This is a genomic window from Ideonella sp., from assembly GCF_044358605.1.
Classification (GTDB): domain Bacteria; phylum Pseudomonadota; class Gammaproteobacteria; order Burkholderiales; family Burkholderiaceae_C; genus Ideonella.
Map to the genome: position 1 here is coordinate 1 of NZ_JBIKNQ010000018.1, position 25,429 is coordinate 25,429.

Here is a 25,429-nt window from a genome sequence, read left to right on the forward strand (position 1 = left end):
CATCAGCGGCCGAGCACACGAGGATCGCGCCGTCCATCTGGGCGGCACCGGTGATCATGTTCTTCACATAGTCAGCGTGGCCGGGGCAGTCAACGTGCGCGTAGTGGCGGTTGGCGGTCTCGTACTCCACGTGAGCGGTGTTGATGGTGATGCCGCGTGCCTTTTCTTCAGGCGCTGCGTCAATCTGGTCGTAGGCCTTGGCCTCGCCACCAAACTTGGCCGACAAGATCGTGGTGATCGCTGCAGTCAGCGTCGTCTTGCCATGGTCCACGTGACCAATGGTGCCCACGTTCACGTGCGGCTTGGTCCGCTCGAATTTACCTTTTGCCATCTTGCGCTCCTAATCATGTGCCCGCGAGGGCCAAGTCAGTTCAAAAACGTCAGACAAACTTCAAAGAGGATGGTGCCCATGGCGCGGATCGAACGCGCGACCTCTCCCTTACCAAGGGAGTGCTCTACCACTGAGCCACATGGGCATCGACACAGGGCTGAAAACCGACTTTCGCAATGAAACTCTGCATTCAGGCCTGTGCCGACCTAACACTCAACCAACTCTGCAAACCTTGGCCTTCACTGGAGCGGGAAACGGGAATCGAACCCGTGTCATTAGCTTGGAAGGCTAAGGTTCTACCATTGAACTACTCCCGCCTAGTGGCTGCTAACACAGCCTCAGCAACAGGCATTCTGACCAAATTCATTGACCGGCTTCGCCAGTCGTTCGCTGTGGTGGAGGAGGCTGGATTCGAACCAGCGTACGCTATGCGGGCAGATTTACAGTCTGCTGCCTTTAACCACTCGGCCACCCCTCCGCAGCGAGCCTGAGAGTATAGCACTGTTTTTTCAGGTTTTGCAAACCGGCCCTCAAAGGGGCAATGCTTGCCGCCAGTCCACCGCCACGCCCGCTCGCCTGCAGGCAGAAAAGTGCCCGCAGCCCAGAAAGGGCACCGGCGGGCGCTGGGCCGACAGCGGCGACGGGTGATTGGCTTGCAGCAACACGTGTCGCCCCGGCGCTTTGGCCTCGATCAGCGGCGCTTTCGATTGGGCATGCGCGCCCCACAGCATGAACACCACGGAGCGATCCAGGCCCGCCACTGCGGCAATCAAGCCATCGGTCAAAGCCTCCCAGCCGCGCTTGGCATGGCTGGCCGGCTGGCCGTCTTCGACCGTCAAGCAGGTATTGAGCAGCAAAACCCCTTGCTGCGCCCAACCCGCCAAATGCCCATGCGCGGGCGCGGGCAGCCCCAGGTCGCGCTGCAACTCTTTATGGATGTTGCGCAAGCTGGGTGGGATCTTCTGGCCCACCGGCACCGAGAAGGCCAGACCTTCGGCCTGGCCCGGTCCGTGATACGGGTCTTGGCCCAGGATCACCACCCGCACCGAGGCCAGCGGCGTGAGTTGCAAGGCCTTGAAGGGGGTGACTGGGTAGATCAGCGCACCTTGCGCCTGGCGTTGCGCCACAAAGCTGAGCAAGCCCTGGCCCGCCGAAGAAGCCGCCCAGTTTTGCAGCACCGGCTGCCAGTCCGTCGGCACCGCCTCCATCAAGGCCACCAAGGGGGCATTCAAGCCTTGCGTCGAGGCTGCGGCCGAGGGCGGCGCGCCAAACAAGTCGCCTTGCGCCATCCCAGCCTCAGGCAAACAAGGCCGCCAGGGCCTCGCCGGGCTCGGGCGCTCGCATAAAGGCCTCGCCGACCAAGAAGCTGTGCACCGCAGCCGCCCGCATCAACGCCACATCAGCACGGCTCAGGATGCCGGACTCCGTCACCAACAGGCGGTCGCCAGGCACCTCTTTGAGCATGCCCAGGGTGGTCTGCAGCGACACCTCAAAACTGCGCAAGTCTCGGTTATTGATGCCGACCAGGCGTGTTTTCAAGCGCAGGGCACGCTCCAGCTCACGCGCGTCATGCACCTCGACCAAGACATCCAGGCCCAGCGCCTGAGCCGTCGCTTCGAGGTCTGCCATCTGCGCATCATCCAGGCAGGCCGCGATCAGCAAAATGCAGTCCGCGCCCCAAGCCCGGGCTTCAAAGACTTGGTAGTCATCCACCATGAAGTCTTTGCGCAGCACGGGCAAGGCACAGGCCTCACGGGCCTGCTGCAAGAAATCGGCATGCCCTTGGAAAAACTGCTCGTCGGTTAGCACGCTCAGGCAGGCCGCCCCGTGCTGCTCATAGCTGCGGGCGATGTCCGCCGGGCGGAAGTCCTCGCGCAGCACGCCCTTGGAGGGGCTGGCCTTTTTGATCTCAGCAATCACGGCCGCCTGGCCTTGTGCCACCTTGGCGCGCAAGGCGCGCTCAAAGCCGCGCACATCGTGGCGCGACTCGGCCTCAGACCGCACGCTGGCCAGCGAGCGTCTGGCCTTGGCCGCCACCATCTCTTGGTGCTTGACCTCGACGATGCGGCGCAGGATGTCTGGGGTTCCACTCATGCCAGAACTCCTCAAACCGCCGGGCGATGCCGGTTGGTGATGGCGACAAACTGCGAGAGCTTGGACAGCGCCGCCCCCGAAGCCACGGCTTCGCGGGCCAGCTTGACCCCATCAGTCACCGACGCCGCCACGCCCGCGCAATACAAGGCCGCGCCAGCATTCAGCAGCACCACATCCCGCACCGGGCCGTCTTCATTGGCCATCACACGCTGAATGCATTGCACCGACTCCTGCTGATTGGCCACGCGCAGCACGCGCGAGTCATAAACCGGCAGCCCGAAGTCGCTGGGATGCACCATGTACTCCTTGACTGAGCCGTCTTTGAGCTCGCCCACCAAGGTCTCGCCCGACAGCGAAATTTCGTCCATGCCGTTCATGCCGTAGACGACCATCACATGCTCTGAGCCCAAGCGCTGCAGCACCCGCACTTGGATACCCACCAAGTCGGGGTGGAACACGCCCATCAACTGGTTGGGCGCGCCGGCTGGGTTGGTCAAGGGGCCCAGGATGTTGAAGATGGTCCGCACACCCAGCTCCTTGCGCACCGGCGCCGCATGCTTCATCGACGCATGGTGATTGGGCGCAAACATGAAGGCGATGCCGCACTCTTCCAGGCAATCAGCCACTTGGCTGGGGCTGAGGTTGATGTAGGCGCCCAGGGCCTCCATCACATCGGCACTGCCCGAGGTGGACGACACGCTGCGCCCGCCATGCTTGGCCACGCGCGCGCCGGCCGCCGCCGCCACAAAGGTCGAGGCCGTGGAGATGTTGAAGGTGTGGGAGCTGTCGCCGCCTGTGCCCACGATGTCCACCAAGTGCTCGCGGTTGGCCACGGGCACAGGCGTCGCAAACTCGCGCATCACCTGGGCCGCTGCGGCAATCTCGCCAATGCTCTCTTTCTTAACGCGCAAGCCCAGGGACAGGGCCGCAATCATCACCGGCGACATCTCGCCACTCATGATGCGACGCATCAGCGCCAGCATCTCGTCATGGAAGATCTCGCGGTGGTCAATCAGGCGGGTCAGGGCTTCGGTGTTGGTGATGGGCATGATCGCTCCAAAAAATCAGATTCAGTAGGGGCCTGCAGCCACAGCGGGCGCGGTGGCTTTCGCAGCGCCTTGTGCGCAGAACTCACACACCGCGGCCAGGGTGCGCGCAATGCCCTCGTCGTCCACATCCAGGTGGGTCACAAAGCGCAGGCCGATCAGGCCGGTGGCCCAAATGCCGCGCGCCTTGAGAAGGGCCAGCAACTCGCCCCCAAGGCCACCAGCCACATCGACAAACACGATGTTGGTGGCAGCCGAGCGCACGGTCAGGCCGGGCAGGCCTTGCAGGCCATCGGCCAACAGCGCCGCTCGGCGGTGGTCGTCGCGCAGGCGCTCCACGTGCTGGTCCAGCGCATGGTCCACCGCCGCCGCCAGCAGGCCCACTTGTCGCATGCCGCCGCCCACCATCTTGCGCACCCGGTGCGCGCGGGAGATCAGCTCGCGCGAGCCGCACAGCATGGAGCCCACCGGCGCGCCCAGGCCCTTGCTGAAACAGACCGAGACGCTGTCGAAGTAGTCCGTGATGCGACGCAGCGCAGCGGGCACATCGCCGCCAGGCCCCGCGTCGGCCACCGCCGCATTGAACACGCGCGCGCCATCCAAGTGGCAGGCCAAGCCATGCTGGCGCGCCAGGGCCGTGGCCTGCCCCAAATAGTCGTGGCTCATGACCTGGCCGTTCCAGGTGTTCTCCAGGCACAGCAGGCGGGTGCGGGCAAAGTGCGGGTCATCGGGCTTGATGGCAGCGGCAATGTCCGCCAGCGCCATGCGCCCTTGCGCGTCTTGCACCAAAGGCTGGGGCTGTATGCTGCCCAGCACCGCCGCGCCGCCGCCTTCATAACGGTAGGTATGGGCCAGCTGGCCCACGATGTATTCATCGCCACGCTGGCAATGGGCCAGCATGCCGCACAGATTGCTCTGAGTGCCCGAGGCCATGAACAGCGCCGCCTCTTTGCCCGTCAGCGCAGCCACCCGCGCTTGCAGCGCCAGCACGGTGGGGTCGTCACCAAACACATCGTCGCCCACCTCGGCGCGGGCGATGGCCTCGCGCATGGCGGCAGTCGGCCGGGTCACGGTGTCACTGCGAAGGTCCACGATCGTCATACGGCGCTCCCCATGTTCAAGAAGTTGCGCAGCATGGCGTGACCATGCTCCGACAGGATGGACTCAGGGTGAAACTGCACGCCTTCCAGAGGCGCAGGCCCACCGGCCAAGCCTTTGTGGCGCACGCCCATGATCTCACCGTCCTCCGAGCGCGAGGTCACCTCCAAGTCCGCTGGCAGGCTGGCCTCTTCGATCACCAGCGAGTGGTAGCGGATCACCGTGAACTGCTCGGGCAGATCTTGATAGACGCCGCGGCCATCGGTGCGCAGCACGCTGGTCTTGCCGTGCATCTGCGTCTTGGCCCGCACGATGCGGCCACCCAGCGCAGCACCAATGCTCTGGTGGCCCAGGCACACGCCCAGAATCGGCAGCTGCCCCACAAAGCGCTGAATGGCCGGCACGCAAATGCCCGCCTCGGCCGGCGAGCAAGGCCCCGGCGAAAACACCAGCCGGTCTGGCTGCAAGGCGGCGATCTCGTCGAGCGTGATCTCGTCGTTGCGCACCACCTTCACGTCCTCGCCCAGCTCGGCAAAGTACTGCACCAGGTTGAAGGTGAAGGAATCGTAGTTGTCGATCATCAATAGCATGTTGTGCTCCTCGTGGCCCGCCGTCAGAAACCTTCTTCCACCAACTCGGCCGCGCGGATCACCGCACGGGCCTTGGCTTCGGTTTCTTTCCACTCCAGCTCGGGTACGGAGTCCGCCACCACGCCAGCGCCCGCCTGCACATACAAGGTGTTGTTCTTGACGATGCCGGTGCGGATGGCAATGGCCACGTCCATGTCACCGGCAAAGCTGAGGTGGCCGCAGGCGCCACCATAGATGCCGCGCTCGGTCAGCTCCAGCTCGTCAATGATCTCCATGGCGCGAATTTTGGGCGCGCCGCTGAGCGTGCCCGCCGGGAAGCTGGCCTTGAGCACATCCAGGCTGGACAGGCCGTCTTTGAGCTGCCCCTCCACATTGCTGACGATGTGCATCACATGCGAGTAGCGCTCGATGCCAAAGGCCTCAGTCACCTTGACGCTGCCGGTCTGGGCAATGCGGCCAATGTCGTTGCGGGCCAAGTCGATCAGCATCACATGCTCGGCGCGCTCTTTGGCGTCGGCCAGCAGCTCGGCCTCCAGGGCCTTGTCCAATTCCGGCGTGGCACCGCGCGGGCGGGTGCCGGCAATGGGGCGAATGGTCACCACCTCGCCCTCGTCCCGTGTCTCTTGGCGCACCAAGATCTCGGGCGAGGCGCCGACGATCTGGAAGTCGCCCATGTCGTAGTAGTACATGTAAGGGCTGGGGTTGAGCGAACGCAGTGCGCGATACAGGCTCAAGGGGCTTTCGGTGAAGCGCTTTTGCAGGCGCTGACCCAGCACCACCTGCATGCAATCGCCCGCAGCGATATAGGCCTTGGCCTTGTCCACGGCCGCGCAAAACGCGGTCTTGTCGAACTCGCGCTCCACCGCATGGCTGGCGCCGCGTTTGACCTGCGGGGCGGTGACGCTGTAGCGCAGCTTGTCCACCAACTCGGACAGGCGGCGCTTGCCCTCAAACCAAGCCTCGGGCTTAGCGGGGTCGGCCCAGACGATCAGGTACAGCCGCCCTGAGAGGTTGTCGATCACCGCCAACTCTTCGGTTTGCAGCAGTTGAATATCGGGCGTGCCGATGCCGCCCGGCTTCTTCACGCCTTGCAGGCGCGGCTCAATGTGGCGCACGGTGTCGTAGCCAAAGTAGCCCGCCAGACCACCGCAAAAGCGCGGCAGGCCTGGCCGCAGCGCGGGCTTGAAACGTGCTTGCACCTCGGCAATGAAGTCCAGCGGGTTGCCCTCGCGGGTCTCCATCACTTTGCCGTCGGTGACGATCTCACTGCGCTGGCCCGTGGCCCGCAGCAGGGTGCGGGCCGGCAGGCCAATGAAGGAATAGCGGCCAAAGCGCTCGCCGCCCACCACCGACTCCAGCAAAAAGCTGTTGCGCTGGCCACCGGCCAGCTTCAGGTAGAGCGAGAGTGGGGTTTCGAGGTCGGCAAAGGCCTCGGCGATCAAGGGGATGCGGTTGAAGCCTTGGGCAGCCAGGCTTTTGAATTCAAGTTCGGTGATCACAGCGGAATCCTCTGGAGGGGCACCACCGCCCGACAGCCAAGCCCTTGGGCGGCCGCCAAGCAGTGCGCCATAAATGCAAGAGAGCGATGTGGGGAGGGTGGAGACTCAACCCACACCAGGAAGCCGCAATGCAGCGGGGCTCGTGGCCCGCGCCGCTCAGGCGGCAAACAGCGCAGTCGTCGAAGACCAGCGACGCCAGGGCCAGGCTCCCCGGTCGTGCCCACGGGGGTGCGTGAGCGACAGCTGTTTGCGCGAAGTGAACATAGAGCCGGAGTTTAGCAGTGCCCACGCGGTCACATCGCGCCAGTCACACTGCGCATTGCTGCACACACCGAGGCATCCCGCATGGACAGCCCCGGCCACAGCACCGACACTGGCCCTGGCCTGACCTCGCGCAGGCTCTGGCTGCGCCCCCTTTACCCCTTGTGGAGCGCTCTGCTCATGGCCAATGCTGTGATCCAGCAGCGGCTTTTGCCCCCTGTCCTGCCACGATGTTGAGATCACTGAACGCTGATTGTCGAAGGGCGCCCCTGCTGGCCAAGCCCACCTTACGCCGCTTGGGCGGTCTGGTGTGGTGGGCGCTGCTGACCCCTTTCGCGACGCCACTGCTCGCCCAAACGCCTCCCAGCCCTGCGGCATCGGCGCCCATTGCAGACCATGTGAAGCGCGCCGCAGAGCGGCCCTATTACTGGATACGCTTGAACGCCCTACCGACCGAGGCGGCAGCACAGCGCCCCAAAGCCGTGGCTCGACCCGTACCTAAGGCCGCCAACGCACCAGCCACAAGCGCCCCAGGGCCCAGCAACACCCCACAACGGCCCAGCGGCATCACCGAGCGCGTCAAACCGGTGTTCGACAGCCCCGCCTTGGCGACCTCTGCGGAGCCGGAGCCCACCAACGCCGCCAGCGGGCTGATCGCCACTTTGGAAAAGGCCCCTCCAGCGGCAGGCCTGCCACCCCCGGCCGTTGCCGCCAGTACCGCCGCACCGGCCATCAGCACACCTTCTGCGGCCACGGTCTCCAGCCCACCGCCGTCGGTCGACACGCTCGCCACAGTCTCCAACGCCGCTCAGGCATCAGGCCCTCTCAAGCTCTTGAGCCAAGTCGAGCCCGACTTCCCGGGCGCCTTGCAGCGCCGCTTACGCCAAGGGTCGGTGGAAGTGGCCTTTACCGTGCTGCCCGACGGCAGCGTCAGTGCGCTCACCGTGCTGCGCAGCAGCCACCCGCGCCTAGACGCTCCGGCCTTGGAGGCCGTGGCTCAATGGCGCTTTGAGCCCATTGCCGCCCCCAAAGGCGGCGTCGTGGAGGTCGGCTTCAAGCTCGACCCCTGAGGGTCACAAGGCATCCAGGCGGTCCACCACCGCATCCGCCCCCACCGCCCGCACCGGCTCGCCGTGGTTGTAGCCATAGCTCACCAGCACCACCGGGCAGCCCGCCGCCCGAGCCGCCTCGGCATCATTGCGGGAGTCCCCCACCATCAGCGCCTGAGCCGGGGCCACACCCAGGGCCTCGCAGCTGCGCAGCAGCGGCAAGGAGTCGGGCTGTCGTGCGCAGCTAACTAGGCAATTTCGACACTTCTCGCCCGATCCACAATCTGCGGAAAATTCTTTATCCAAATTGCATCGTCATTTGGATAGACTTGCAGCATCACATCACAAGTGGGTACATGATGAGCAAGCAAAACCCTAAAAGCATTCAAAAAATCTCCGTCAAGATTTGGCGACCAATCATCGAAAAGCTTGACAGCAAGATCGAGGCGTCTTGCCTGCGCAGAGACGCTTTTTTGGCGAAGCTGCTGGAGAGTGAACTGGTGGCGCTTGATCGTGAGGTCTGCGTACCCAACTCTCAAGCAGCCCACGATCACGTCTTTGAAGAACTAGACAAGCTGGACAGAAAGCTGATAAGCCTTGCGTTGCCCGCCCCGACGGCCCTGCGCCTGAAGGAAGTCTGTGACCGCAAATGCATAGTCCGAGACGCGTTCTTCAACAGACTCTTTTTGCTTCTGGCTGCAGGCCCGAAGACTATCGACGCACTCTTTTTTTCTTCGTGGGAGGAGGACTGGCGAAGTCTGGTCTGGAGCGAGTACAGACATGAAGGGCCATTTTTTCAAAGCGGCTTTTACCCTCTGGAGGCACCTGTTGATCCATTTTGGGCGATGAGATGCGCGCTGAAACTCGCCGAGTCCGATGCAGGGGAAGTCAAGCGACTCATCAACCCAGCGACTGGCATCGAAGGCAAAGTCACCCGAGACTTATGCGGCCAAGAGGTGCCCGTCGAAAGCCTGTATACCAAGGTATTAGACAAGAAAGTTGGGAGCGCTAGTCTTGTGGGCTTGTCATGCCACTTGCCCGACTTCCTCGTCCCGGGAACTACAGAAGAACGTGCTCACAAAATGAAGCTCGACGAGTTGTTGGCATCACTTGGAGATCTCACGTGAACACTCGGCATGCAGCAACTCGAGCGCATCAGAGAGGTATCCCACCACTTGTGGATCAACTGCTAGACCTCTACGGACAAGAGGCACATGACGGTCACGGGGCCATGGTTCGGTATCTGAGTAAGTCGTCAATTCGAGCAATGGAACGAGACATGGGCCGGCGCCCTGTGGCGCGATTAGCCGAATGGCTCGATGCATAAAGAATCGTGACCATCGATGGCATCACCATCACTTTGGGCTACCGCACTCGACATATCTGGAGGAAGTAATGCAGGCTCAACCACAACACGTCAGCGCCATGACCTACCCGATCCAGGAGTTGGATGAGTTGGAGGTTGTGATCAATGCATCCCGTCGGATGCTGGAAACGCTCGAACAGCGAAGAGATCGGCTCCTTCAGGATCTAGATCATTTGACTCGGCCGATCCCGCCGCATTCGACACCGACCACAAGATGGCTCTCTCCAAGAGTTGAGTTCAAAGGCGAAACGCGTCTGAAGTACAGCCTGATTGATCTGTACACCTGTGCTCTTGAGTTTCTTTGGAACGAGCGTCCTGACCTAAGGCACGACATGGCGTCAGCCATGTCGTCCTGCGGGACCACACGCAAGTACGTCGCCACGACGCGTGAGGATCTGTTCTCGGGTCAGAGTGGCGCCTGGGCGAAGAAGCATAGCCGCGTGCTGGCTAAAGGCTGGTACTTAGATACCAACATCAATTTGGAGCGTATGAAGCGTGTACTTCATGCAGCGGTGCGTGCTTCTGGCTTGCTATGGGGGCAGGACATCCGGGTGCAATGGAAGAGCATGAAGTCATCCATTGAGTGACCTTGCACCGGTTACTGGCGCGTCTGCAAGTTTGAGACTGCTGGATTAGCTCGAGCCCCAGGCCCCGACGTACTCCAATGCCGCTTGGTGGTGTTGGCCTTGACGGCAATAGGCCAATGGCGCTTTGGGTCTATCACCTCGACCAAGCCGATGTGGCGGAAGTCGGCTCAAGCACGACCTATTAGGGTCACAAGTGATCCAGACGGTCCACCACCGCATCCGCTCCCACCGCCTGCACCGGCTCGCCATGGTTGTAGCCATAGCTCACCAGCACCACGGGGCAGCCCGCGGCCCGCGCGGCCTCGGCGTCATTGCGGGAGTCTCCCACCATCAGCGCCTGCGCGGGCGCTACGCCCAGAGCGGCACAGGTGCGCAGGAGGGGCAAGGGGTCGGGCTTCTTGCGCTCAAAGCTGTCACCGCCAAAGCACAGTTCAAAGTAGCCCGCCAAGCCCTTGGCCTGCAGCAGCGCCAGCGCCGGGGCCCGAGGCTTGTTGGTCAAACCAGCTAGGCGCCAGCCGCGCGCACGCAGTTTCTCCAAGCCTTCGACCACACCCTCAAACACCTGGGAATGCTGGCCGTTGACCTCGGCATAGTGCTGTTGATACGCCGTCCAAGCCGCGACAAACAGGGCCGCATCGGCGCCCACATGGGCCAGGGTCTGGCGCACCAAGTGCTCGCCGCCTTTACCCACCGTGCGCTCAATGAAGGCGCGGCTCACACCCTGCAAACCCAGCGCCTTCAGTGTGCGGTTGAGCGCCAGATCAAAGTCGCCCAGGGTGTCGACCATCGTGCCGTCGAGGTCGACGATGGCGGCGCGCAGGGTAGATAAGTTCAACAACATGGTGTCCGTCAACATGGAAGCGTGTTTGCCACGGATCACGCAGCATCTATGGCCCCTTGCTGCCCTTGGCAGCATTGGGGTTGGGGGGTGTTCTGGAATTCAACTCCTGCGGCGTGCCTTGCAGGCCATAGGCTGAGCACAGCACGTTGTTGAGGGCCTCTTGCATCAACTGAACGTCTCGCTCGCTGGGCACATGGGCCCTGTGTGCTGCAGCGTGCCCCACTTCCACCACGGCACGAATCGCTTCGAATTGCGCCTGTGTCAGGTGCTCTGCATTGCGAAGCTCAGATAACTTTTTACCGAATGTCCAGCCTGCCGAACTCAGCAAATCGTCGGCCACCACATCAATCACGGCCCGAACCCCCATGGCGGTCAATGCCAGCAGGCCCTCGTGCTGGGCGACATGGACCTCCCGCATCACTGCCTGAGCGTGGGGCGGCAAACGGGTGAACCAAGAGGGTTCTTGGAAAACGGGCCGCTGGGAATCCACCTGATGTGCCGGAGCCTCTCCCTGCATCGCCAAACTTCTGAAAGCATGGGGTGCCGCTTGCGCGCGCTCCGCCTGACTGTGGCCAAGCGCTCGAATGCAGTCGCCGAATGAGCCGTGGTCAAAAACCTTTTCACTGACGACGACCGACTGGTACAAGGCGTCGGGGGCAAAAATGGCATAAGGCGTGTGCCACCACTCGCGCATGTAGGTGTGAACCAAGGTCACATGATCTATCGGCTTGCCAATAGAGCGCGCGATCTCCAGCAGGGCGATGGGCGCATCCATAGACTTCTTGAAATGGCGTTGAAACTCACCCCACATGCGCTCTGCCGTGTCCAGCACTTCGGCAACTGCTGGTTGTTCACGCAGCTGCGACAGCGCGGTCAAGCTCAGGCCATAGCACTCCGTGTCGCCTTGGCGCTCCTCGCGGATGTACCCCTCTTGCTTCAAGCGATCAACGGCCTGGCGGTGCGCCAGTTGATCGTGCCGAAACGCCTTCTTCTCGACCCAAGGCGAAGCTGGGCCAGTGGTATTGAAGAGCGCCATCAGCACCAAGGCGTCTTGGGGAGCCAGCGCCCCAAGTTGCGACATGTCAGGCCCCATCGCTGGCCCGGCTCGCTTGCGAGCGTCCCTCATAGGCCTCGGCGATGAAGGGCTTCACCGCCTCCAAATCAGCCATCGTTGTCAGTGGCACTTCCACATCACCAGTGCCCCAATGCCCTTTTTGCGACACGTCTTTGGCGCTGGGCAATTGCCGCATCACACGGGCGGGGTCCAGATGCAGATAGAGCAAGAGCTTGCCCTTCTGCGGCACCAAGGTTGCAAAGTTCTTCAGGCGCTTGAAGGCGGCATACAAGCGCAACTCCTTGCGCTGCACATCGTCACCCAAAGACAGGGTGTAGTCCTCCAGCGAGGCCAATACATCCGCCAACACGGGGGACAAGGCCGCCACCACCTCCGGGTAGGGTTTGTCGGGCCCCACGGTCCTTTCTGCCACCGCTGCTGCAGCACCGGCCTTCAAGGGTTTGGGCGGCTTTGGGGCACCCGCTTTGGTGCTGGAGGCCGATGAGGCATTGGCCAGCTCAAACAACAGCAGCTCGTCGCCAAAGCGGCGATAACGGATCAGCTCAATATGGCGGTTGATCTGCTGCACCGCATGGCCGTCGTACTTGGTGAAGTCTGCGGCGATGCACACCAGACGCGGCGCGCTCCAGTCGATCTGGTCCGCTACCAGCTTGCCAAACTTTTCCAGCGCCAAGAGCTTGAACTCGGCCTGGTGGTCCATCAGCCAATCCAGGTAGAACAGTCCTTGGTTGATGACGTTCTCACCCACCGAGCGCTTGTACTCCAAGATCACTGGGCAGTGGTTCTCGTCCAGGCCCAGCGTGTCGATGCGGCCGCCGTGGGTTTTGCCGGTGGAATATTCGGTGGCCAAGAAGCGGATGCCTAGCAAAACCTCCAGGTTCGCTTCAATCAGGTTTTGCAGCGGCTTTTCCAGGTCGGAGGCATCGCCTTGCAGCTCGGTGGCCCGGCCGGATTGGAGACGGAAGAGTTTGATGTCGCTCATGAAGTCTCCTTGGCCGAGTCAGCGTTCTTGGGCCGTTCGCTGAACAAGCCCTGCTGACGCAGCGCTTGAGCCTGAGCGTTGAACTCGCGGCGGTAGTTGGGGCCTAGGGTGAGCGGCTCGGCCAAGAGGCCGTCACACACCCAACGCCCGTTCAACGGCACCAGCCCCGCCGTGAACGTCACCCCACTGCCGCCCAGCCCCACATCGCGCAGGCGCTGGGTCAAGCCCAGCACGGCGTAGGCCTGCGTGGCCTGGGCGTCCAAGAACACCGAGTAGCTGCGCGTGTCTTTCAAATAGATCCAGCGGCCCATGCGCATCTGGGCGATGGCGTCCAGCATGGGCTCGTCCAACGCCACGGCCTGATCGGCCTGAGCGCGGCGATACGACAACAGCAGGCTGGGGTCTGCCTGCCACACCTCGCGGGCCTGCACCAGCCATTGGGTGGTCTGCAGGCCTTGCTTGCGCTGCTCGGGCAGCAGGCTGCCCAAAAACGCCATATAGGCCTGAATGAAGCGCCGGGCGGTGGGGGCGTCAATTTGCATGGGTCTTGGGCTTTCGCTTCCGAGCCGGGGCCGCAGCTTGAACAGTTGCCGCTGAGATGCGCGCCAGCAAGGCGCTGGCGGGTTCGTCGTTGGGGTCTTGGGGGACTAATTCGCCGCGAAAGGCTTTGGTCAAAACTTGGGAGGGAAGACGGTGAGCTTGCTCACGGATAGCGTTGTAGTGCACCTCAATGGCTTCAGCCTGCCGGAGCAAAGATTCGACGCTCCGAATGATTTCATCCTGCTCCCGCAAAGGTGGCAGCAGGATAGGAATTGCCTTCACTTTTGAAAGGTTCAGATTGGGCTGGTTGCCGCCCTCAGCCATTGCGCGCATTTGCTCATACTGAACCAGCAAGGCCAGTTTCACGAAAGCGGTTCTCGCAAGTGCCGTGTCAACAGTCACGGCTGCACAGGCTTGGTTGATCGTGGCATGAATTCGGAGCTCTGAGACCTGGCCCCTGGTTTTCCCTTCACCATACATGGCGACTAACAACGTACCTGGCGGATACACCTTTAGACGATGGGCAGCAATGGCGGCGGGGGTCACATATTCTTGGGCTTGATCGACGTACCGCGATCCCGTCGCGGCACTTGTGATCCAAGGTGTTCCCGACGGCGCAAAGTAGCTACCGTTTGATCTCAATGGCGTCGAACCCGTACCTATGCCTGCAATTTCACCAAGCGTCGTTGGGGTCCAAGCATCTCTCTCGATGGCGGAACCTTCGCGCAACACAGTGTTGAGATCACCCGACAAACCAAGCTCCAACACCGCCTGCCGAAACCGCTTGAGCAGCCCCGGGATGGTGTCGAGGTGGTCGTTGCAGGCCTTGATGCGGGCCAGCAAGGTGTCGAGTTGGTCGGCGATGCGGGTTTGTTCTGCGCGAGGTGCCAACGGCAGCGCAATGGTATTGAGCCTCCCAACCGAGATATTCGCAATGTTGGTCGTTTGGCTTGACCCCTCGCGCAACTCAAGTTGAACTCGATCCGATCGCAAGAAATGAAAAAGGTATCGACCGTCGATCACTGGTGTCGGTCGAACCGCAGAAAGGAATGCGCCAAACGCAGTAGACGATGGCACCGACTTCACGTGCGCCACCTTGCCAACAAGCTCATAGCTGTTGGCCATCGACATCAAAATGTCCCCTGCCTGGACAAATTGCTCTTCGCGCTTAACGTACTGCCGATCAACGTAGTAAACGTCACCCCAAGTGACTTCCTTCTGAATATTGGCAGTGCGTAGGCAACACACGTTTTCTGCAGTTGGAACAGGCTCCTTGGCAGTGGCAGGGAACGTAATGCCGCGGATGACCTTCGTCGCCACTTCCAGTGTCGTGGTCATCCATCCCGCAGGCAACTCACTCATCCCCATCCCCCTCCAACAACACCCCCCGCTTCGCCATCAGCTCCCTCGCCTCCACCAGCGCCTGATGCAGCCGCTGCTCTAGCTCGGCCTTGGGTGGCAGCTCGGTCCAGTACTCGGCCACGGTGATGCCGTCTTTGTGCATTTGCAGCAGCTCCACTTGCTCGCGGCTGGATTCGGCGCAGAGGATCAGGCCGATAGGGGCTTCTTCGCCGCTGTGGCGCTCGTGCTTGTCCAGCCATTTCAGGTACAGCTCCATCTGGCCCTTGTGGGCGGCTTTGAAGCGGCCGAGCTTCAACTCAATGGCCACCAGGCGGCGCAGGCGGCGGTGGAAGAAGAGCAGGTCGAGGTAAAAGTCTTCACCGTCGATGACCATGCGCTTTTGCCGCTCTACAAAGGCAAAACCCCGGCCCAGCTCCAGAATGAAGGCTTCGAGCTGGCGCAGGATGGCCCCTTCCAAATCAGCCTCGTCATGGCCCTGGTGCAGGCCGAGAAAGTCTAAGAAGTACGGGTCTTTGAAGACCTGGGAGGGCGTGGTGAGGGCGGGCAAGGCTGCGGCGCTGGTTTGGACGGCAGCAATTTCGCTGCGCTCAAAGGCTTTGCGCTCGATTTGGCGGCGCAGCTCGCGCACGCCCCAGGTTTGCTCGGCGCACTGCGCAGCATAAAACTGCCGAGCCGGGGCGCTTTTGAGGGGCAGCAGGGCCAGGATGTGGCTCCAGCTCAATTGTCGTGACAGTGTCGCGACAATCTCGGCCTCAGGAAAGGCCTGGGCAAACTGGCGCATGCGCTGCAGGTTTTTGGCCTCGAAGCCGCGGCCAAATTCGCGGGCCAGTTGGGTGCCCAGCTCGCTGATGAGGCGCGCCCCGTAAGCAGCGCGCTCGCCTTGCAAAAGCTCGGCATGGATACGCTGGCCCACCGTCCAATACAGGCGGGTGAGCTCGGCATTGACCGCGCCGGCCAAGCGCTGGCGGCTGCTGGTAATCAGCGCGCGCAGCTCCGTGTGCAGGCTCGCTGGCAGGGCGCTGTGGGCGGGCACTTTGGCGCCTGAAGGGCTCACGCGCCGGCTCCTGCGGTGGGGCTTTCATCGGCCGCCTCGTCGGGCAATAGATCATCCAAGGCCAGGTCGGGGTCTTCGCCCAGGGCTTCGACCAGCGCGCGCAGCTCCAGCAGGGCGGCGTTCATCTCGCGCATGGCCAGGCGGGCCAGCAGGGCGGGGGCTTCGCGTTGCTGCTGGGCGGTGTCGGCGCTGTCGTCTTTGAGCCAGGCCAGGTCCAGGTTGTCGCCGCGCTCGGTAATTTGCGCGCGGGTGTATTTGCGCCAGCGGCCTGTCTCGCCCGTGTCCACACGCCGGGCCAGTGCTTGGGGGCCGCCTTTAGGGTCGCTGCCAAACACGTCTTCAAATTTGTCGCGCGGCACATCGGCCGGGGCGTCGGCGGGTGTGCGGAAGTAGTCGCGGGTGAAGGGCGTGCGCTTGCCAAACTGGGGCATGTTGGCGCGCATGTCGTAGACCCACACCTCTTGGGTGTTGCCTTTGTCGCGCTTCTCGCCCTTGGTGAAGAAGAGCACATTGGTTTTGACACCCTGGGCATAGAAGATGCCTGTGGGCAAGCGCAGGATGGTGTGCAGGTTGCATTTGTCCATCAGGTCGCGGCGGATGCTGGTGCCAACATTGCTTTCGAACAGCACGTTGTCGGGCAGCACCACGGCAGCGCGGCCACCGGCGCGCAGGTTGCGGTAGATGTGCTGCAAAAACGCAGACTGCTTGTTGCTGGTTTCGTAGACAAGGTCTTTGCGGGTGGGCAGGCCGCCGCCCTTTTTGGTGCCAAACGGGGGGTTGGAGAGGATGAGCGTAGCGGGGGGCAGGCGCGTGCCTTCTTCACCCAAGGTGTCGCCATAGGCCACGCCGCCTTCAATGCCGTGCAGCAGCATGTTCATCAGGGCCAGGCGGTGGGTGTCTTGCACCAGCTCCATGCCGTGGAAGGTGCTGTGGCGATAGGCGCGCTGGGCGTCTTCGCTCAGGCTGTCAAAGTCGTTGTGCTGGCGCAGGTAGTTGTTGGCGGCGATCAAAAAGCCGCAGGTGCCCGCTGCGGGGTCTTGGATCACATCGCCCAGGTGGGGTTGCATCACGGCCACGATGCTGTCGATGAGGCAGCGCGGGGTGAAGTACTGGCCAGCACCGCTTTTCTTCTCGGTGGCGTTGCGCTCCAGCAGGTCTTCGTAGAGGTCGCCCAGGTCGTCGCGCTGCACGCTGTACCAGTCCAGCGCGTCGATGTCGGTCACCAGTTTGCTCAGCGTAGCGGGCTTGGTGATGAAGGTGTTGGCGTTGGCATAGATCTGCTGCACCGCGCCTCGGGCATACAGGCCATAGCTCAGCAGCATTTCTTTGTAGAGGTCGAGCCGGTCGGGGGCGGAGGCCGCCAGAAGATCATCCCAAAGGGTGCCGGACTTCATGTCAGGTGTCTCGCCTTTCTTGGGACGGCTGCAAACAACCAGACGATCCTCTTGACCCGTCTCCTTCATCATCTTCAGAAAGAGCAGGTAGGTCAGCTCGCTGAGGTATTGGTGGTAGGTGACACCGTCGTCACGCAGCACATGGCAGAGTGACCAGAGCTTGGCGCCAACGTCGCGGGCAATGTGAGGGGAATGGGCCATGGGAAAGGTACTGCAGGGTCAAGCGCTGCGGGAAGGCGGTTCCCACAGCGCGTCATTGAAGGCGGCCAGCACGGTTTGAAGCTGGCCATCGAAAGTTTTGTCGAGCCGGGCGAAGCCGCCGCCATCACGCTTGAAGATCAAATCGGGGTCGTCCAAAGCTTCGCGGTCCACCAGGAGGTTGGCCTTGGTTTGCGCGGCAATGCGCTTGAGCCAGTCACTCTGCGGCCGCGTCCAGGCCTGTCCGCTGGGTGGGTGGGCCAGCAGGGTTTGCAGGGCATGGTCCACCCGCTCGCTGTAGGGCAACAGCGGGTCGCCCAAAGCGGCTTGGCGAATGTAGCCGACGATGCGGGCGGCAATATCTTGATTGCTCATTTCCCGCCAGGCGCTGGCCAGGCGGGTTTCATTGAAGCCGGCTTGGTCCAGCGCCAGCATCAGCTCTTTCAGCTGCTTGCGGGTCAGCTCGCGCGGGCGGGTCAGCACGGCCATCAGGGCGGGCAGTTCGTTGCTGTGGCTGGTGATGAAGGCCTTGAACTCGTCCAGGTAGTCTTGCGGGCGCCCGCCTGCACCCCAGCCATGGTCAGCACGCACGAATTCATCGGGGTGGTCCGAGATGTAAACCGGTGCGGCCTGGGCTTTGGACTTGCGGTCGAGGATGTCGCCGACTTGCGGGTGCTGTGCAAACCAAGCCGCAGCGGCGCTGGGGCTCAAGGCCTTGAGGTGCTGGATCAGGGCGGTGGGGCTGAACCCCGTGGCCGTCTCCAGCGCTTGGGCGTCTTGGGGCTTGAGGTGGCGCTTCTTGACCTGCAGCTTGGCCAAAAACTGTGCCTTGAGCAGCAAGCGGGCATCGTCGGACTGGACCTCGGAGAACTCGCGTACCAGTTGGGCAAAAGTCAATTGGGGGTTCACGACCACAGGCTTCATGGCCGTCATGTCGCCGATAGCTTCAAAAATGCCCACGGCATCAAAAACCCGGAAGCTGTCTTTGGGCTCGCCATCAAAGCTGCACAGGCGCGTGGCCCGGCCCAGCATTTGGTCAAACAAGATGCGACTGTTGACGAGACGCAGAAACACCAGATTGCAGATCTCTGGCACGTCCACCCCGGTGGTGAGCAGGTCCACGGTGACGGCCACATTGGGCAGGCGCTCGTTCTTGTAGCGCTTGATCAGCTCTGACGGTTTGTCTGCGTTGCCGGTGATCTTGATCACAGCGTCATCTTCCACGCTGCCCCATTGGGCGGCCAAGGCGGCTTTAAGCTCCTCGACCACCAGGTCGGCATGGTCGCTGCTGACGCAAAAGACCAAGGTCTTGCGTCGCCCAGCGGGGTCGATCTCGCGAGCCAAGTAGTTGCAAATGGCCTGATTGAAGGGGCGGGTGATGACCTTGCGGTTGAAGTCTTCGACCTTGAGCTTGATTTCGTCTGGGGCGGTAAAGAGGTCGATCTGCTGGCGCGTGGCGTCATAGACCTTGACCTCTTCTCCCACTTGCCAGGTGATGCCGTTTTCGCTCAAGCGCGTGCGCAGGCGGACGGGGGGCTCGTAGTCCACCAGGTAGCCGTCGATCACGGCTTCGCGGTAGCTGTAGCTATAGACCGGCGCACCAAAAATCTCCGTGGTGTGCAGGGCGGGCGTGGCCGTCAGGCCGATCTTGACGGCGTCAAAATAGTCCAGCACGCGCCGATATTTGGAGATGTAGTCGTCAAAACCACGGAAGCTCATTTCCGTGTCGGACATCTCGCGGTCCAGGGTGTAGCCCCGGTGGCACTCGTCGACCACGATGCAGTCGTAGTCATCCACGGTGGGCGGCGCCACGCCTTCTGAAGGCATCAGGACACGCCGCATCATGCCCTGCACGGTGGCGAGGTGCAGGGCCGTGTCGGCATCCGCCGCTGCGGCGTTCAGCTCTTTGATGCCAAAGGTGTCGGCAAAGGTCTGGAGCCGCTCCATGCGGGTGTCTTTGAAGGAGTCTGCAGCCTGTTCGCCCAGGCTGGAGCGGTCCACCAAAAACAAAATGCGCCGGAAACGCTTGGCCTTCAGCAAGCGGTAGATCAAGGCAATGCAGGTCTTGGTCTTGCCCGTGCCGGTTGCCATGGCCAGCAAGATGGCACGCTGCCCTTGGGCAATGCTCGACTCGGTGTGGCGGATGGCGGCCTCCTGGTAGTGGCGCAGGGAGAAGCCATAGTCGAAGGGCGTGTGCTCCAGCTCTTGATGGGCCCGGTCTTCGTCTTGGCTCATCAACGCCTGCAAACCGTCGGGCTTGTACCAACCATCCAGCGCGGCGCTGCGGTTGTCGGGCCGCCTCAGGTCGCAAAACCAGATGCCGCTCTTGGTGGCCAACTGCCTGAAAAACGGCCGCCCATTGGTGGCAAACACAAAGGGCACCCGAAATTCAGACTGGGTGCCCCAGTTGCGGGGGTGTAGCTGTGTCTCTGAGCAGGCAGAAAACGAGCGGCTATAGCGCTTGGCCTGCTGCAGCACAGCCGACACGTCTTTGGCACCGCGCTTGGCTTCCACCACCGCCATGGGGACCAGGCCCCTGAACAGCACATAGTCGGCGGAATTACCCTCACAGGGCCACTCGGCAATCGCCAAGTTTCTGCCTCTTTGCGGGCGAGTGCCTTGGCTGTAGCGCAAGGTGTCGGAGTCCGCCTCCCACCCGGCTTGGCGCAATTGCTGGTCAATGATGCGGCGGGTTTGCTTTTCGTCCAGCTCCACCAGGTTGGCGGCCTGGTGGGCGGCAGCGGCAAACTGATCCAGCGCGCTCTGCGGCCCGGCCTCGGCCTGCGCCTGCAAGCTGGCCAGTTGACCAGCCAACTGCGCCTTGGCAAGGTCAGACTCGGTGGCGATTTGCTCCCACAGGTCGCGCTCTTGGTTCAGGGTGGAGAGCTGGCTGTGGGCCGCCTGCAGCGCGCTGGCGACTTCAGCATGTTGGGCTTGGTAGTCGGCCGCAGCATTGCGCAAGGCCGCCAGCTCGGCTTTGAGCTCAGCGGATTCATCCAGCGGCGGCGCAGGCGGTACAAAAGGCCCTGACCTGTAGTCGGCCTGCTTGAACGTCCGGTGAAACCACAGGCTCAGTTGCCAACACAGCTTGAGCGTGGACAAGGCCTTGGCGTAGTCGCCCTCTAGGGCATGGTTCGCCGCATTGCCGGTGACGCGCACCTGGTCAAAGACCTGCCTGATCTCGCGGGGCAAGAGGCCTTCGTTTTGCAGGCGGCGAATGAGGTCGTACTGGCTTTCCTCGGGTGACTCAAACTGGCCACCCCGTGCCGCCAGAGATTGGGCCAGTAACTCTGCAAACTGCCGCTGCTTGAGCAGGCTGGTGTTGGGGTCGTCCGCGAAATAGCGCTCTGCCAGCGCACCAAGGCGCCAGAGCTGCGGCTCGTAAGGCCGCAGCATGTCGAAGTTAGAGCGAATGGTGTGCGGCATGTCCAGCCTCTTCAAGGGGCGCCATTCGGCGACCCCCTTGCTCCTGTCCTGATTGGCTGCCGTCGCCCTTGTACAAGGGCTCCGGAATTTATTTTGGTGGATTCTCTCCCACATCCAGCCCTACACCGCTCGGGCAATCCCGATAGACCGATTCAATGCAAATTCAGCGCCCAATGACGCCGCAAAGTGCCTGAAGGGTTCAACGCCTAGCCTTTGATCAACGCGCCAACTCCGCCCGCATCGCGTCGATCACAGCTTTGTAGTCGGGCTTGCCGAAGATGGCGCTGCCGGCCACAAAGGTGTCCACACCGGCGTCGGCCACGCGGCGGATGTTGTCGGGCTTGATGCCGCCGTCGATCTCCAGGCGGATGTCGCGGCCCGAAGCGTCGATGATCTTGCGCGCCAGCTCAGCCTTGCGCAGCGTGCTCTCAATAAAGCTTTGGCCACCGAAGCCGGGGTTCACGCTCATCAGCAGCACCACATCGACCTTGTCGATCACCCACTCCAGCACGTCCAGCGGCATGGCGGGGTTGAAGACCAAGCCGGCTTGGCAGCCTTCGGCCTTGATGAGTTGCAGCGTGCGGTCCACATGGGCCGAGGCATCGGGGTGGAAGGTGATGATGTCGGCGCCGGCTCGGGCAAAGGCCTGGGCCAGGGCATCCACCGGCTGCACCATCAGGTGCACATCGATGGGAGCTGGCGTGCCGTCGGGCTTGACCGCATGCTTTTTGAGCGCCTCGCACACCATGGGCCCAAAGGTCAGGTTGGGAACATAGTGGTTGTCCATCACGTCAAAATGGATCCAGTCGGCACCCGCGGCCAGCACGTTGCGCACCTCGTCACCCAGGCGGGCAAAGTCGGCAGAGAGAATGCTGGGGGCAATGCGGTAGGTGCTCATGGCTGGGACGCCGACAGGGGCGAAAAGAGGCTAAAAGCGCGATTTTAAAGACGGTGGGCTAGCATCCCCCCATGAGCACAGCCCAATTCACCTGTTCGGTCGTCACGCAATACCTGCCCGAGCAGTCCTCCGCCGCCGACTCGGTGTATGCCTTTGCCTACACGATCACCATTCGCAACACCGGCACCGTGACCGCACAACTGGTGGCGCGCCACTGGCAAATTGCCGACGCCCTGGGCCGCACCGAAGAGGTCCGCGGCCTGGCCGTGGTGGGGCATCAGCCCGTGCTCAAGCCGGGCGAGCAGTTCGAATACACCAGTTGGACCCGCTTGGCCACGCCGCGTGGCCGTATGCAGGGTACCTTCTTCTGCATCACCGAAGACGCGCACTGGTTTGACACGCCCGTGCCCGCCTTTGAGCTGGCGCAGGCACAAGCCCTGCACTGATGGCATGGGACCTGAGCGCGCTGCTGCACAGCGCTGACCCGGCCGCGGAGGCGATCGAGCGCCATCTCTGGCTGGTGCGCCTCTTCGACTGGCTGCGCCAGCCGCCCCCGGAGGGCGCTCACTCTTTGACCCCCTGGCCCGTGGTGCGCATGGGGCTGCTGCTGGATGTGCTGGAGACCCAGCCCGAGATCAGCCACCGTGTGGGCGGCGTGGTGCACCACAGCTTGCGCGACCTGGACAGCAATGGCCTCTTGGCCGACTTCGGCTTTCCGCCACGACAGGGTTTTGTGAGCGAGCTGGGCGACCGGCTGCGGCTGGCCTGGCTGCCCGGCACGCCGCAAACATCTGATGCGGGCGAGCTGTTTTCACTGCTGTTCAACCAGCCTGACGATGCGGCTTGGGTGGCCGCCCTGGACGAAGCCACGCTCAGCCGCCTCTTGCGCTGGCTAGAGCACAGCCACGGCACGCCCAGTGCTTGGCGGGACGAGATGGTGGAGGCCGTGCAACTGCTGGCCAGCCAGATCCGCGCCAATGGCCTGAGCAAAGCCCTGCGCTCGCGCATAGAGCCCAGTCAATTGGCCGACCGACCTTTTCACCAAGTGGTGGCGCTGGCCGAAGCCTTGCAAGCGGCCCATCAGCAAGGCGCCGATGCCCCAGCGTTAGCAGCCCATGCGGCCAGCCTGCGGGCCATCTTGGGCCGCTGCCTAGAAGCCGCCAACAGCGCCCGCCAACACCTGGACGAGTGGGGCATCTCGGTGGATGTGGTCTTCCAGATGGACCAGATGCGCAGCCGCGCTAGGCGCATTGAACAACTGCTGGACGCGGCCTTGGCACCCTCGCCCGCCCAGGCCTTCAAGACCCTGTGGCTGGCCTTGCTGGGCGCGGCCCAAGACCGCCAAGGCATTGGTGCGCTGTTCACCCGCCACTACGCCTTGTTGGCCCGCAAGGTGACCGAGCGCAGCGCCGAAACCGGTGAGCACTACATCACCCGCGACCGTGCCGAGTACCGCCAAATGCTGGGCAAGGCCGCGGGGGGCGGCGCGGTGATCGGGCTGGCCAAATTTGCCCTCACCGCCCTGCAGGTCAGCGCCTTTTGGGTGGGTTTTTTGGCCGGCGTTAACTACGCTTTGAGCTTTGTGCTGGTGCACTTGCTGCACTGGACGGTGGCCACCAAACAGCCGGCCATGACGGCTCCGGCTTTGGCCGCCAAGCTGGAGGCCGTGGGCCAACGCGAAGACGCGGTGGAGGGCTTTGTGGACGAAGTCACCCACCTCATTCGCTCGCAAATCGCGGGCATTGTGGGCAACCTCGCACTGGTCGCCCCGGTGGTGCTGGCGGCCCAAGGCCTGGCTTGGTGGTCGCAAGGTGCGCCGCTGGTGGGGGAGAAGAGCGCGCACTATGTGCTGCATTCGCTGACCCTGCTGGGCCCGACCGCGCTCTTCGCGGCGTTCACCGGCGTGCTCTTGTTTGCCTCCAGCTTGATCGCCGGCTGGGTCGAAAACTGGTTTGTGTACCACCGGCTCGAAAGCGCGCTGGCCTGGAACCCGCGCATCACCGACCTGCTGGGGCCTAGCCGGGCGCAGCGTTGGGCGCGTTGGTGGCGGGCCAATATCTCGGGGCTGGCCGCCAATGTGTCCTTGGGGCTGATGCTGGGCGTCATCCCGGCACTGGCAGCCTTTGTGGGTTTGCCGCTGGAGGTGCGCCATGTCACCTTGGGCATGGGCCAGTTAGCAGCGGCGGTGGGCGCTTTGGGGCTGGAGATCTTTCAGCAGCCTGAGTTTTGGTGGTGCCTGGCAGGCATTGGCGTGACAGGCATACTCAACCTGGCCGTGAGCTTCACGCTGGCGTTCCGGGTGGCTTTGGCCTCACGCGGGCTGCAGGTGCAAGAGCGGGGCCGCTTGTACGCTGCGCTGCGCCAGCGCTGGCGCCAAGCCCCCGGCAGTTTTTTCAGGCCCCCGGCTTGATGTCTTTTTCGGCCTTGGGCGCTTCAGGCGGCGTGGCATCGTCTGGGGGCTCGCCCCCTTTGCGCCCGGAGAACATCGTCCACCAGACAATGAAGATCAGCAAGGCGCCAGCGCCCAAAGCTTCCAGAATCAGAATCGTCATGAACCAAACCTCTTCGCGCCCCGAGGCGCGTTCCACCCCATTCTCGCTGGCCGGTCTCTCGCTGCTGTGCATGGCCCTGCTGACGGGCTGCCAATGGCTGACCAAGCCTCAGCCCGCCACCCCTGCGCCGCCTTTGTCCAGCCCCACTGCAGTGCCTGCGGCGCCCAAGCTGGAATGGCCCGCAGGCGTGGTGGAGCGCCCCCGCGCACGCTGGGTGCCCGCCGCCTGGGGCGACCTGCCCGGCTGGGGCGTTGACCGCGTGACGGATGTGCTGCCCGCCCTGCGCCGCAGCTGCGTACGCCCGGCCGAAGGCTGGTTGATGCTGTGCGCCCAGTTGCGCACCCAAACGCTGAAAGACGATGCCGCCACCCGCCGCTGGCTGGAAGACAACCTCCGCGTTTATCGGGTGGAGTCGCTGACCGGTGAAACCCAAGGCCTGCTGACCGGCTATTACGAGCCACTGATGAATGCCAGCCGCCTGCCCACCGAGACCCGCCGCGTGCCGCTGTGGGCGCCGCCCGCAGACTTGGCCAGCCGCCGCCCCTATTGGACGCGGCAGGAATTGGAATCCCTGCCCGCAGCCCAGGCCGCGGTGAAGGGACGCGAGATTGCCTATCTGGACGACCCACTCGACGCGCTGGTGCTGCAAATTCAAGGCTCAGGCCGACTGCGCCTGCAAGAGCCCGACGGCAGCGAGCGCATGGTGCGCATGGCTTATGCCGAGCACAACGGCCACCCTTACCGCTCGGTCGGCCGCTGGCTGATTGAACAAGGCGAACTCAAAGCCAGTGAGGCCTCTTGGCCCGGCATCAAGGACTGGACCCGGCGCAACCCCGCGCGCTTGCAAGAAATGATGTGGCAAAACCCACGCATGGTGTTCTTCCGCGAAGAGCCCTTAGCCGACCCCAACGTCGGCCCCAAAGGCGCGCAAGGCGTGCCGCTGACGCCCGGCCGCTCGGTGGCGGTAGACCCCCAAAGCGTGCCCTACGGCAGCCTGATGTGGCTAGACGCGACCGAGCCGCTCAGCACCAAACCCTTGCAGCGCTTGGTGGTGGCTCAAGACACGGGCAGCGCGATTGTGGGCGCGGTGCGGGCCGATTACTTCTGGGGCTGGGGCGACGAGGCCGAAGCCCAAGCCGGGCGCACCAAGCAAGCGCTGCGCACCTGGGTGCTCTGGCCCAAGTAA

23 protein-coding genes, 3 tRNA genes and 1 pseudogene are annotated in these 25,429 nt (G+C 63.0%); 6 read left to right on the top strand and 21 right to left on the bottom strand.

What is annotated here, in order from left to right:
- The 10 genes from ACIQ3Q_RS08415 to trpE form a co-directional block, all read right to left on the bottom strand.
- Positions 1–331 (bottom strand): GTP-binding protein (locus ACIQ3Q_RS08415; RefSeq protein ID WP_396268606.1); only part of this gene is annotated, 331 nt, incomplete at its 3' end.
- A 70-nt stretch (positions 332–401) separates the two neighbouring features.
- Positions 402–476, bottom strand: a tRNA-Thr gene (locus tag ACIQ3Q_RS08420).
- Between the two features lie 98 nt (positions 477–574).
- Positions 575–648 (bottom strand) — tRNA-Gly (locus ACIQ3Q_RS08425).
- 76 nt (positions 649–724) lie between these two features.
- Positions 725–809, bottom strand: a tRNA-Tyr gene (locus tag ACIQ3Q_RS08430).
- A 52-nt stretch (positions 810–861) separates the two neighbouring features.
- Positions 862–1,620, bottom strand: a complete 759-nt coding sequence (locus tag ACIQ3Q_RS08435; protein WP_396268608.1) for a uracil-DNA glycosylase — start codon at positions 1,618–1,620, stop codon at positions 862–864.
- Positions 1,621–1,627: 7 nt separating this feature from the next.
- Positions 1,628–2,425 (bottom strand): indole-3-glycerol phosphate synthase TrpC, encoded by a 798-nt coding sequence (gene trpC, locus ACIQ3Q_RS08440; protein ID WP_396268609.1) that lies wholly within the window; start codon positions 2,423–2,425, stop codon positions 1,628–1,630.
- Positions 2,426–2,436: 11 nt separating this feature from the next.
- Positions 2,437–3,474 carry an anthranilate phosphoribosyltransferase gene (gene trpD / locus ACIQ3Q_RS08445; protein WP_396268611.1) on the bottom strand — a complete coding sequence of 346 codons (1,038 nt, stop codon included), beginning with the start codon at positions 3,472–3,474 and terminating at the stop codon, positions 2,437–2,439.
- Between the two features lie 21 nt (positions 3,475–3,495).
- On the bottom strand, positions 3,496–4,572 hold the full coding sequence (gene ltaE, locus ACIQ3Q_RS08450) for a low-specificity L-threonine aldolase (protein ID WP_396268613.1): 1,077 nt from the start codon (positions 4,570–4,572) through the stop codon (positions 3,496–3,498).
- Complete coding sequence (locus tag ACIQ3Q_RS08455; protein ID WP_396268615.1) at positions 4,569–5,159, bottom strand: aminodeoxychorismate/anthranilate synthase component II; 591 nt, start codon at positions 5,157–5,159, stop codon at positions 4,569–4,571. Before ACIQ3Q_RS08455 ends, ltaE begins: the two co-directional genes overlap by 4 nt.
- A 23-nt stretch (positions 5,160–5,182) precedes the next feature.
- Positions 5,183–6,658, bottom strand: a complete 1,476-nt coding sequence (gene trpE, locus ACIQ3Q_RS08460) for an anthranilate synthase component I (protein WP_396268617.1) — start codon at positions 6,656–6,658, stop codon at positions 5,183–5,185.
- A gap of 491 nt (positions 6,659–7,149) precedes the next feature.
- Between trpE and ACIQ3Q_RS08465 the strand changes: the two genes are divergently transcribed.
- Positions 7,150–7,989: an energy transducer TonB gene (locus ACIQ3Q_RS08465; protein ID WP_396268618.1), complete on the top strand. Its 840-nt coding sequence runs from the start codon at positions 7,150–7,152 to the stop codon at positions 7,987–7,989.
- 3 nt (positions 7,990–7,992) lie between these two features.
- Here the strand turns inward: ACIQ3Q_RS08465 and ACIQ3Q_RS08470 are convergent.
- Positions 7,993–8,205: pseudogene (locus ACIQ3Q_RS08470) on the bottom strand (HAD hydrolase-like protein); the annotation flags it as partial.
- A 122-nt stretch (positions 8,206–8,327) separates the two neighbouring features.
- Here ACIQ3Q_RS08470 and ACIQ3Q_RS08475 point away from each other — a divergent pair.
- Both ACIQ3Q_RS08475 and ACIQ3Q_RS08480 read left to right on the top strand, forming a co-directional pair.
- Entirely contained in the window at positions 8,328–9,095 is a 768-nt protein-coding gene (locus tag ACIQ3Q_RS08475; protein WP_396268619.1) for a hypothetical protein, read from the top strand.
- Positions 9,096–9,393: 298 nt separating this feature from the next.
- On the top strand, positions 9,394–9,921 hold the full coding sequence (locus ACIQ3Q_RS08480) for a hypothetical protein (protein WP_396268620.1): 528 nt from the start codon (positions 9,394–9,396) through the stop codon (positions 9,919–9,921).
- Positions 9,922–10,108: 187 nt separating this feature from the next.
- On the opposite strand, the gene gph is transcribed toward ACIQ3Q_RS08480, so the two are convergent.
- From gph to rpe, 9 genes are all read right to left on the bottom strand, one after another.
- Positions 10,109–10,777: a phosphoglycolate phosphatase gene (gene gph / locus ACIQ3Q_RS08485; protein ID WP_396268622.1), complete on the bottom strand. Its 669-nt coding sequence runs from the start codon at positions 10,775–10,777 to the stop codon at positions 10,109–10,111.
- 31 nt (positions 10,778–10,808) lie between these two features.
- A complete protein-coding gene (locus ACIQ3Q_RS08490) occupies positions 10,809–11,843 on the bottom strand; it encodes a DUF4145 domain-containing protein (protein WP_396268624.1) in 1,035 nt (344 codons plus the stop codon).
- A gap of 1 nt (position 11,844) precedes the next feature.
- Positions 11,845–12,819, bottom strand: a complete 975-nt coding sequence (locus ACIQ3Q_RS08495; RefSeq protein WP_396268626.1) for a DUF5655 domain-containing protein — start codon at positions 12,817–12,819, stop codon at positions 11,845–11,847.
- Positions 12,816–13,361, bottom strand: a complete 546-nt coding sequence (locus ACIQ3Q_RS08500; protein ID WP_396268628.1) for a hypothetical protein — start codon at positions 13,359–13,361, stop codon at positions 12,816–12,818. Before ACIQ3Q_RS08500 ends, ACIQ3Q_RS08495 begins: the two co-directional genes overlap by 4 nt.
- Positions 13,351–14,721, bottom strand: coding sequence for a restriction endonuclease subunit S (locus ACIQ3Q_RS08505; protein ID WP_396268629.1), 1,371 nt, complete (start codon positions 14,719–14,721; stop codon positions 13,351–13,353). Before ACIQ3Q_RS08505 ends, ACIQ3Q_RS08500 begins: the two co-directional genes overlap by 11 nt.
- A complete protein-coding gene (locus ACIQ3Q_RS08510) occupies positions 14,714–15,775 on the bottom strand; it encodes a YhcG family protein (RefSeq protein WP_396268630.1) in 1,062 nt (353 codons plus the stop codon). The genes ACIQ3Q_RS08505 and ACIQ3Q_RS08510 overlap by 8 nt, the downstream gene beginning before the upstream one ends.
- On the bottom strand, positions 15,772–17,370 hold the full coding sequence (locus tag ACIQ3Q_RS08515) for an N-6 DNA methylase (RefSeq protein ID WP_396268631.1): 1,599 nt from the start codon (positions 17,368–17,370) through the stop codon (positions 15,772–15,774). Before ACIQ3Q_RS08515 ends, ACIQ3Q_RS08510 begins: the two co-directional genes overlap by 4 nt.
- Positions 17,371–17,388: 18 nt before the next feature.
- Positions 17,389–20,793: a type I restriction-modification system endonuclease gene (gene hsdR, locus ACIQ3Q_RS08520; protein ID WP_396268632.1), complete on the bottom strand. Its 3,405-nt coding sequence runs from the start codon at positions 20,791–20,793 to the stop codon at positions 17,389–17,391.
- A 217-nt stretch (positions 20,794–21,010) separates the two neighbouring features.
- A complete protein-coding gene (rpe, locus tag ACIQ3Q_RS08525) occupies positions 21,011–21,691 on the bottom strand; it encodes a ribulose-phosphate 3-epimerase (protein WP_396268634.1) in 681 nt (226 codons plus the stop codon).
- A 71-nt stretch (positions 21,692–21,762) separates the two neighbouring features.
- On the opposite strand from rpe, the gene apaG reads away from it, so the two are divergent.
- Both apaG and ACIQ3Q_RS08535 read left to right on the top strand, forming a co-directional pair.
- Positions 21,763–22,137, top strand: coding sequence for a Co2+/Mg2+ efflux protein ApaG (apaG, locus tag ACIQ3Q_RS08530; RefSeq protein WP_396268635.1), 375 nt, complete (start codon positions 21,763–21,765; stop codon positions 22,135–22,137).
- Positions 22,137–24,101 (top strand): site-specific recombinase, encoded by a 1,965-nt coding sequence (locus ACIQ3Q_RS08535; RefSeq protein WP_396268637.1) that lies wholly within the window; start codon positions 22,137–22,139, stop codon positions 24,099–24,101. The genes apaG and ACIQ3Q_RS08535 overlap by 1 nt, the downstream gene beginning before the upstream one ends.
- On the opposite strand, the gene ACIQ3Q_RS08540 is transcribed toward ACIQ3Q_RS08535, so the two are convergent.
- On the bottom strand, positions 24,085–24,243 hold the full coding sequence (locus tag ACIQ3Q_RS08540; protein ID WP_396268639.1) for a hypothetical protein: 159 nt from the start codon (positions 24,241–24,243) through the stop codon (positions 24,085–24,087). The two genes, ACIQ3Q_RS08535 and ACIQ3Q_RS08540, sit on opposite strands and share 17 nt — an antisense overlap.
- Here ACIQ3Q_RS08540 and ACIQ3Q_RS08545 point away from each other — a divergent pair.
- Entirely contained in the window at positions 24,242–25,429 is a 1,188-nt protein-coding gene (locus tag ACIQ3Q_RS08545; RefSeq protein WP_396268640.1) for a murein transglycosylase A, read from the top strand. The two genes, ACIQ3Q_RS08540 and ACIQ3Q_RS08545, sit on opposite strands and share 2 nt — an antisense overlap.

Excerpts from the sequence above, each read along its gene's own strand:
- ACIQ3Q_RS08435 (WP_396268608.1), bottom strand. The coding sequence starts at position 1,620 with ATGGCGCAAGGCGACTTGTTTGGCGCGCCGCCCTCGGCCGCAGCCTCG.
- trpC (WP_396268609.1), bottom strand. The coding sequence starts at position 2,425 with ATGAGTGGAACCCCAGACATCCTGCGCCGCATCGTCGAGGTCAAGCAC.
- trpD (WP_396268611.1), bottom strand. The coding sequence starts at position 3,474 with ATGCCCATCACCAACACCGAAGCCCTGACCCGCCTGATTGACCACCGC.
- ltaE (WP_396268613.1), bottom strand. The coding sequence starts at position 4,572 with ATGACGATCGTGGACCTTCGCAGTGACACCGTGACCCGGCCGACTGCC.
- ACIQ3Q_RS08455 (WP_396268615.1), bottom strand. The coding sequence starts at position 5,159 with ATGCTATTGATGATCGACAACTACGATTCCTTCACCTTCAACCTGGTG.
- ACIQ3Q_RS08465 (WP_396268618.1), top strand. The coding sequence starts at position 7,150 with ATGTTGAGATCACTGAACGCTGATTGTCGAAGGGCGCCCCTGCTGGCC.
- ACIQ3Q_RS08475 (WP_396268619.1), top strand. The coding sequence starts at position 8,328 with ATGAGCAAGCAAAACCCTAAAAGCATTCAAAAAATCTCCGTCAAGATT.
- ACIQ3Q_RS08480 (WP_396268620.1), top strand. The coding sequence starts at position 9,394 with ATGACCTACCCGATCCAGGAGTTGGATGAGTTGGAGGTTGTGATCAAT.
- gph (WP_396268622.1), bottom strand. The coding sequence starts at position 10,777 with ATGTTGACGGACACCATGTTGTTGAACTTATCTACCCTGCGCGCCGCC.
- ACIQ3Q_RS08490 (WP_396268624.1), bottom strand. The coding sequence starts at position 11,843 with ATGTCGCAACTTGGGGCGCTGGCTCCCCAAGACGCCTTGGTGCTGATG.
- ACIQ3Q_RS08495 (WP_396268626.1), bottom strand. The coding sequence starts at position 12,819 with ATGAGCGACATCAAACTCTTCCGTCTCCAATCCGGCCGGGCCACCGAG.
- ACIQ3Q_RS08500 (WP_396268628.1), bottom strand. The coding sequence starts at position 13,361 with ATGCAAATTGACGCCCCCACCGCCCGGCGCTTCATTCAGGCCTATATG.
- ACIQ3Q_RS08505 (WP_396268629.1), bottom strand. The coding sequence starts at position 14,721 with ATGAGTGAGTTGCCTGCGGGATGGATGACCACGACACTGGAAGTGGCG.
- ACIQ3Q_RS08515 (WP_396268631.1), bottom strand. The coding sequence starts at position 17,370 with ATGGCCCATTCCCCTCACATTGCCCGCGACGTTGGCGCCAAGCTCTGG.
- hsdR (WP_396268632.1), bottom strand. The coding sequence starts at position 20,793 with ATGCCGCACACCATTCGCTCTAACTTCGACATGCTGCGGCCTTACGAG.
- rpe (WP_396268634.1), bottom strand. The coding sequence starts at position 21,691 with ATGAGCACCTACCGCATTGCCCCCAGCATTCTCTCTGCCGACTTTGCC.
- apaG (WP_396268635.1), top strand. The coding sequence starts at position 21,763 with ATGAGCACAGCCCAATTCACCTGTTCGGTCGTCACGCAATACCTGCCC.
- ACIQ3Q_RS08535 (WP_396268637.1), top strand. The coding sequence starts at position 22,137 with ATGGCATGGGACCTGAGCGCGCTGCTGCACAGCGCTGACCCGGCCGCG.
- ACIQ3Q_RS08545 (WP_396268640.1), top strand. The coding sequence starts at position 24,242 with ATGAACCAAACCTCTTCGCGCCCCGAGGCGCGTTCCACCCCATTCTCG.
- ACIQ3Q_RS08540 (WP_396268639.1), bottom strand. The coding sequence starts at position 24,243 with ATGACGATTCTGATTCTGGAAGCTTTGGGCGCTGGCGCCTTGCTGATC.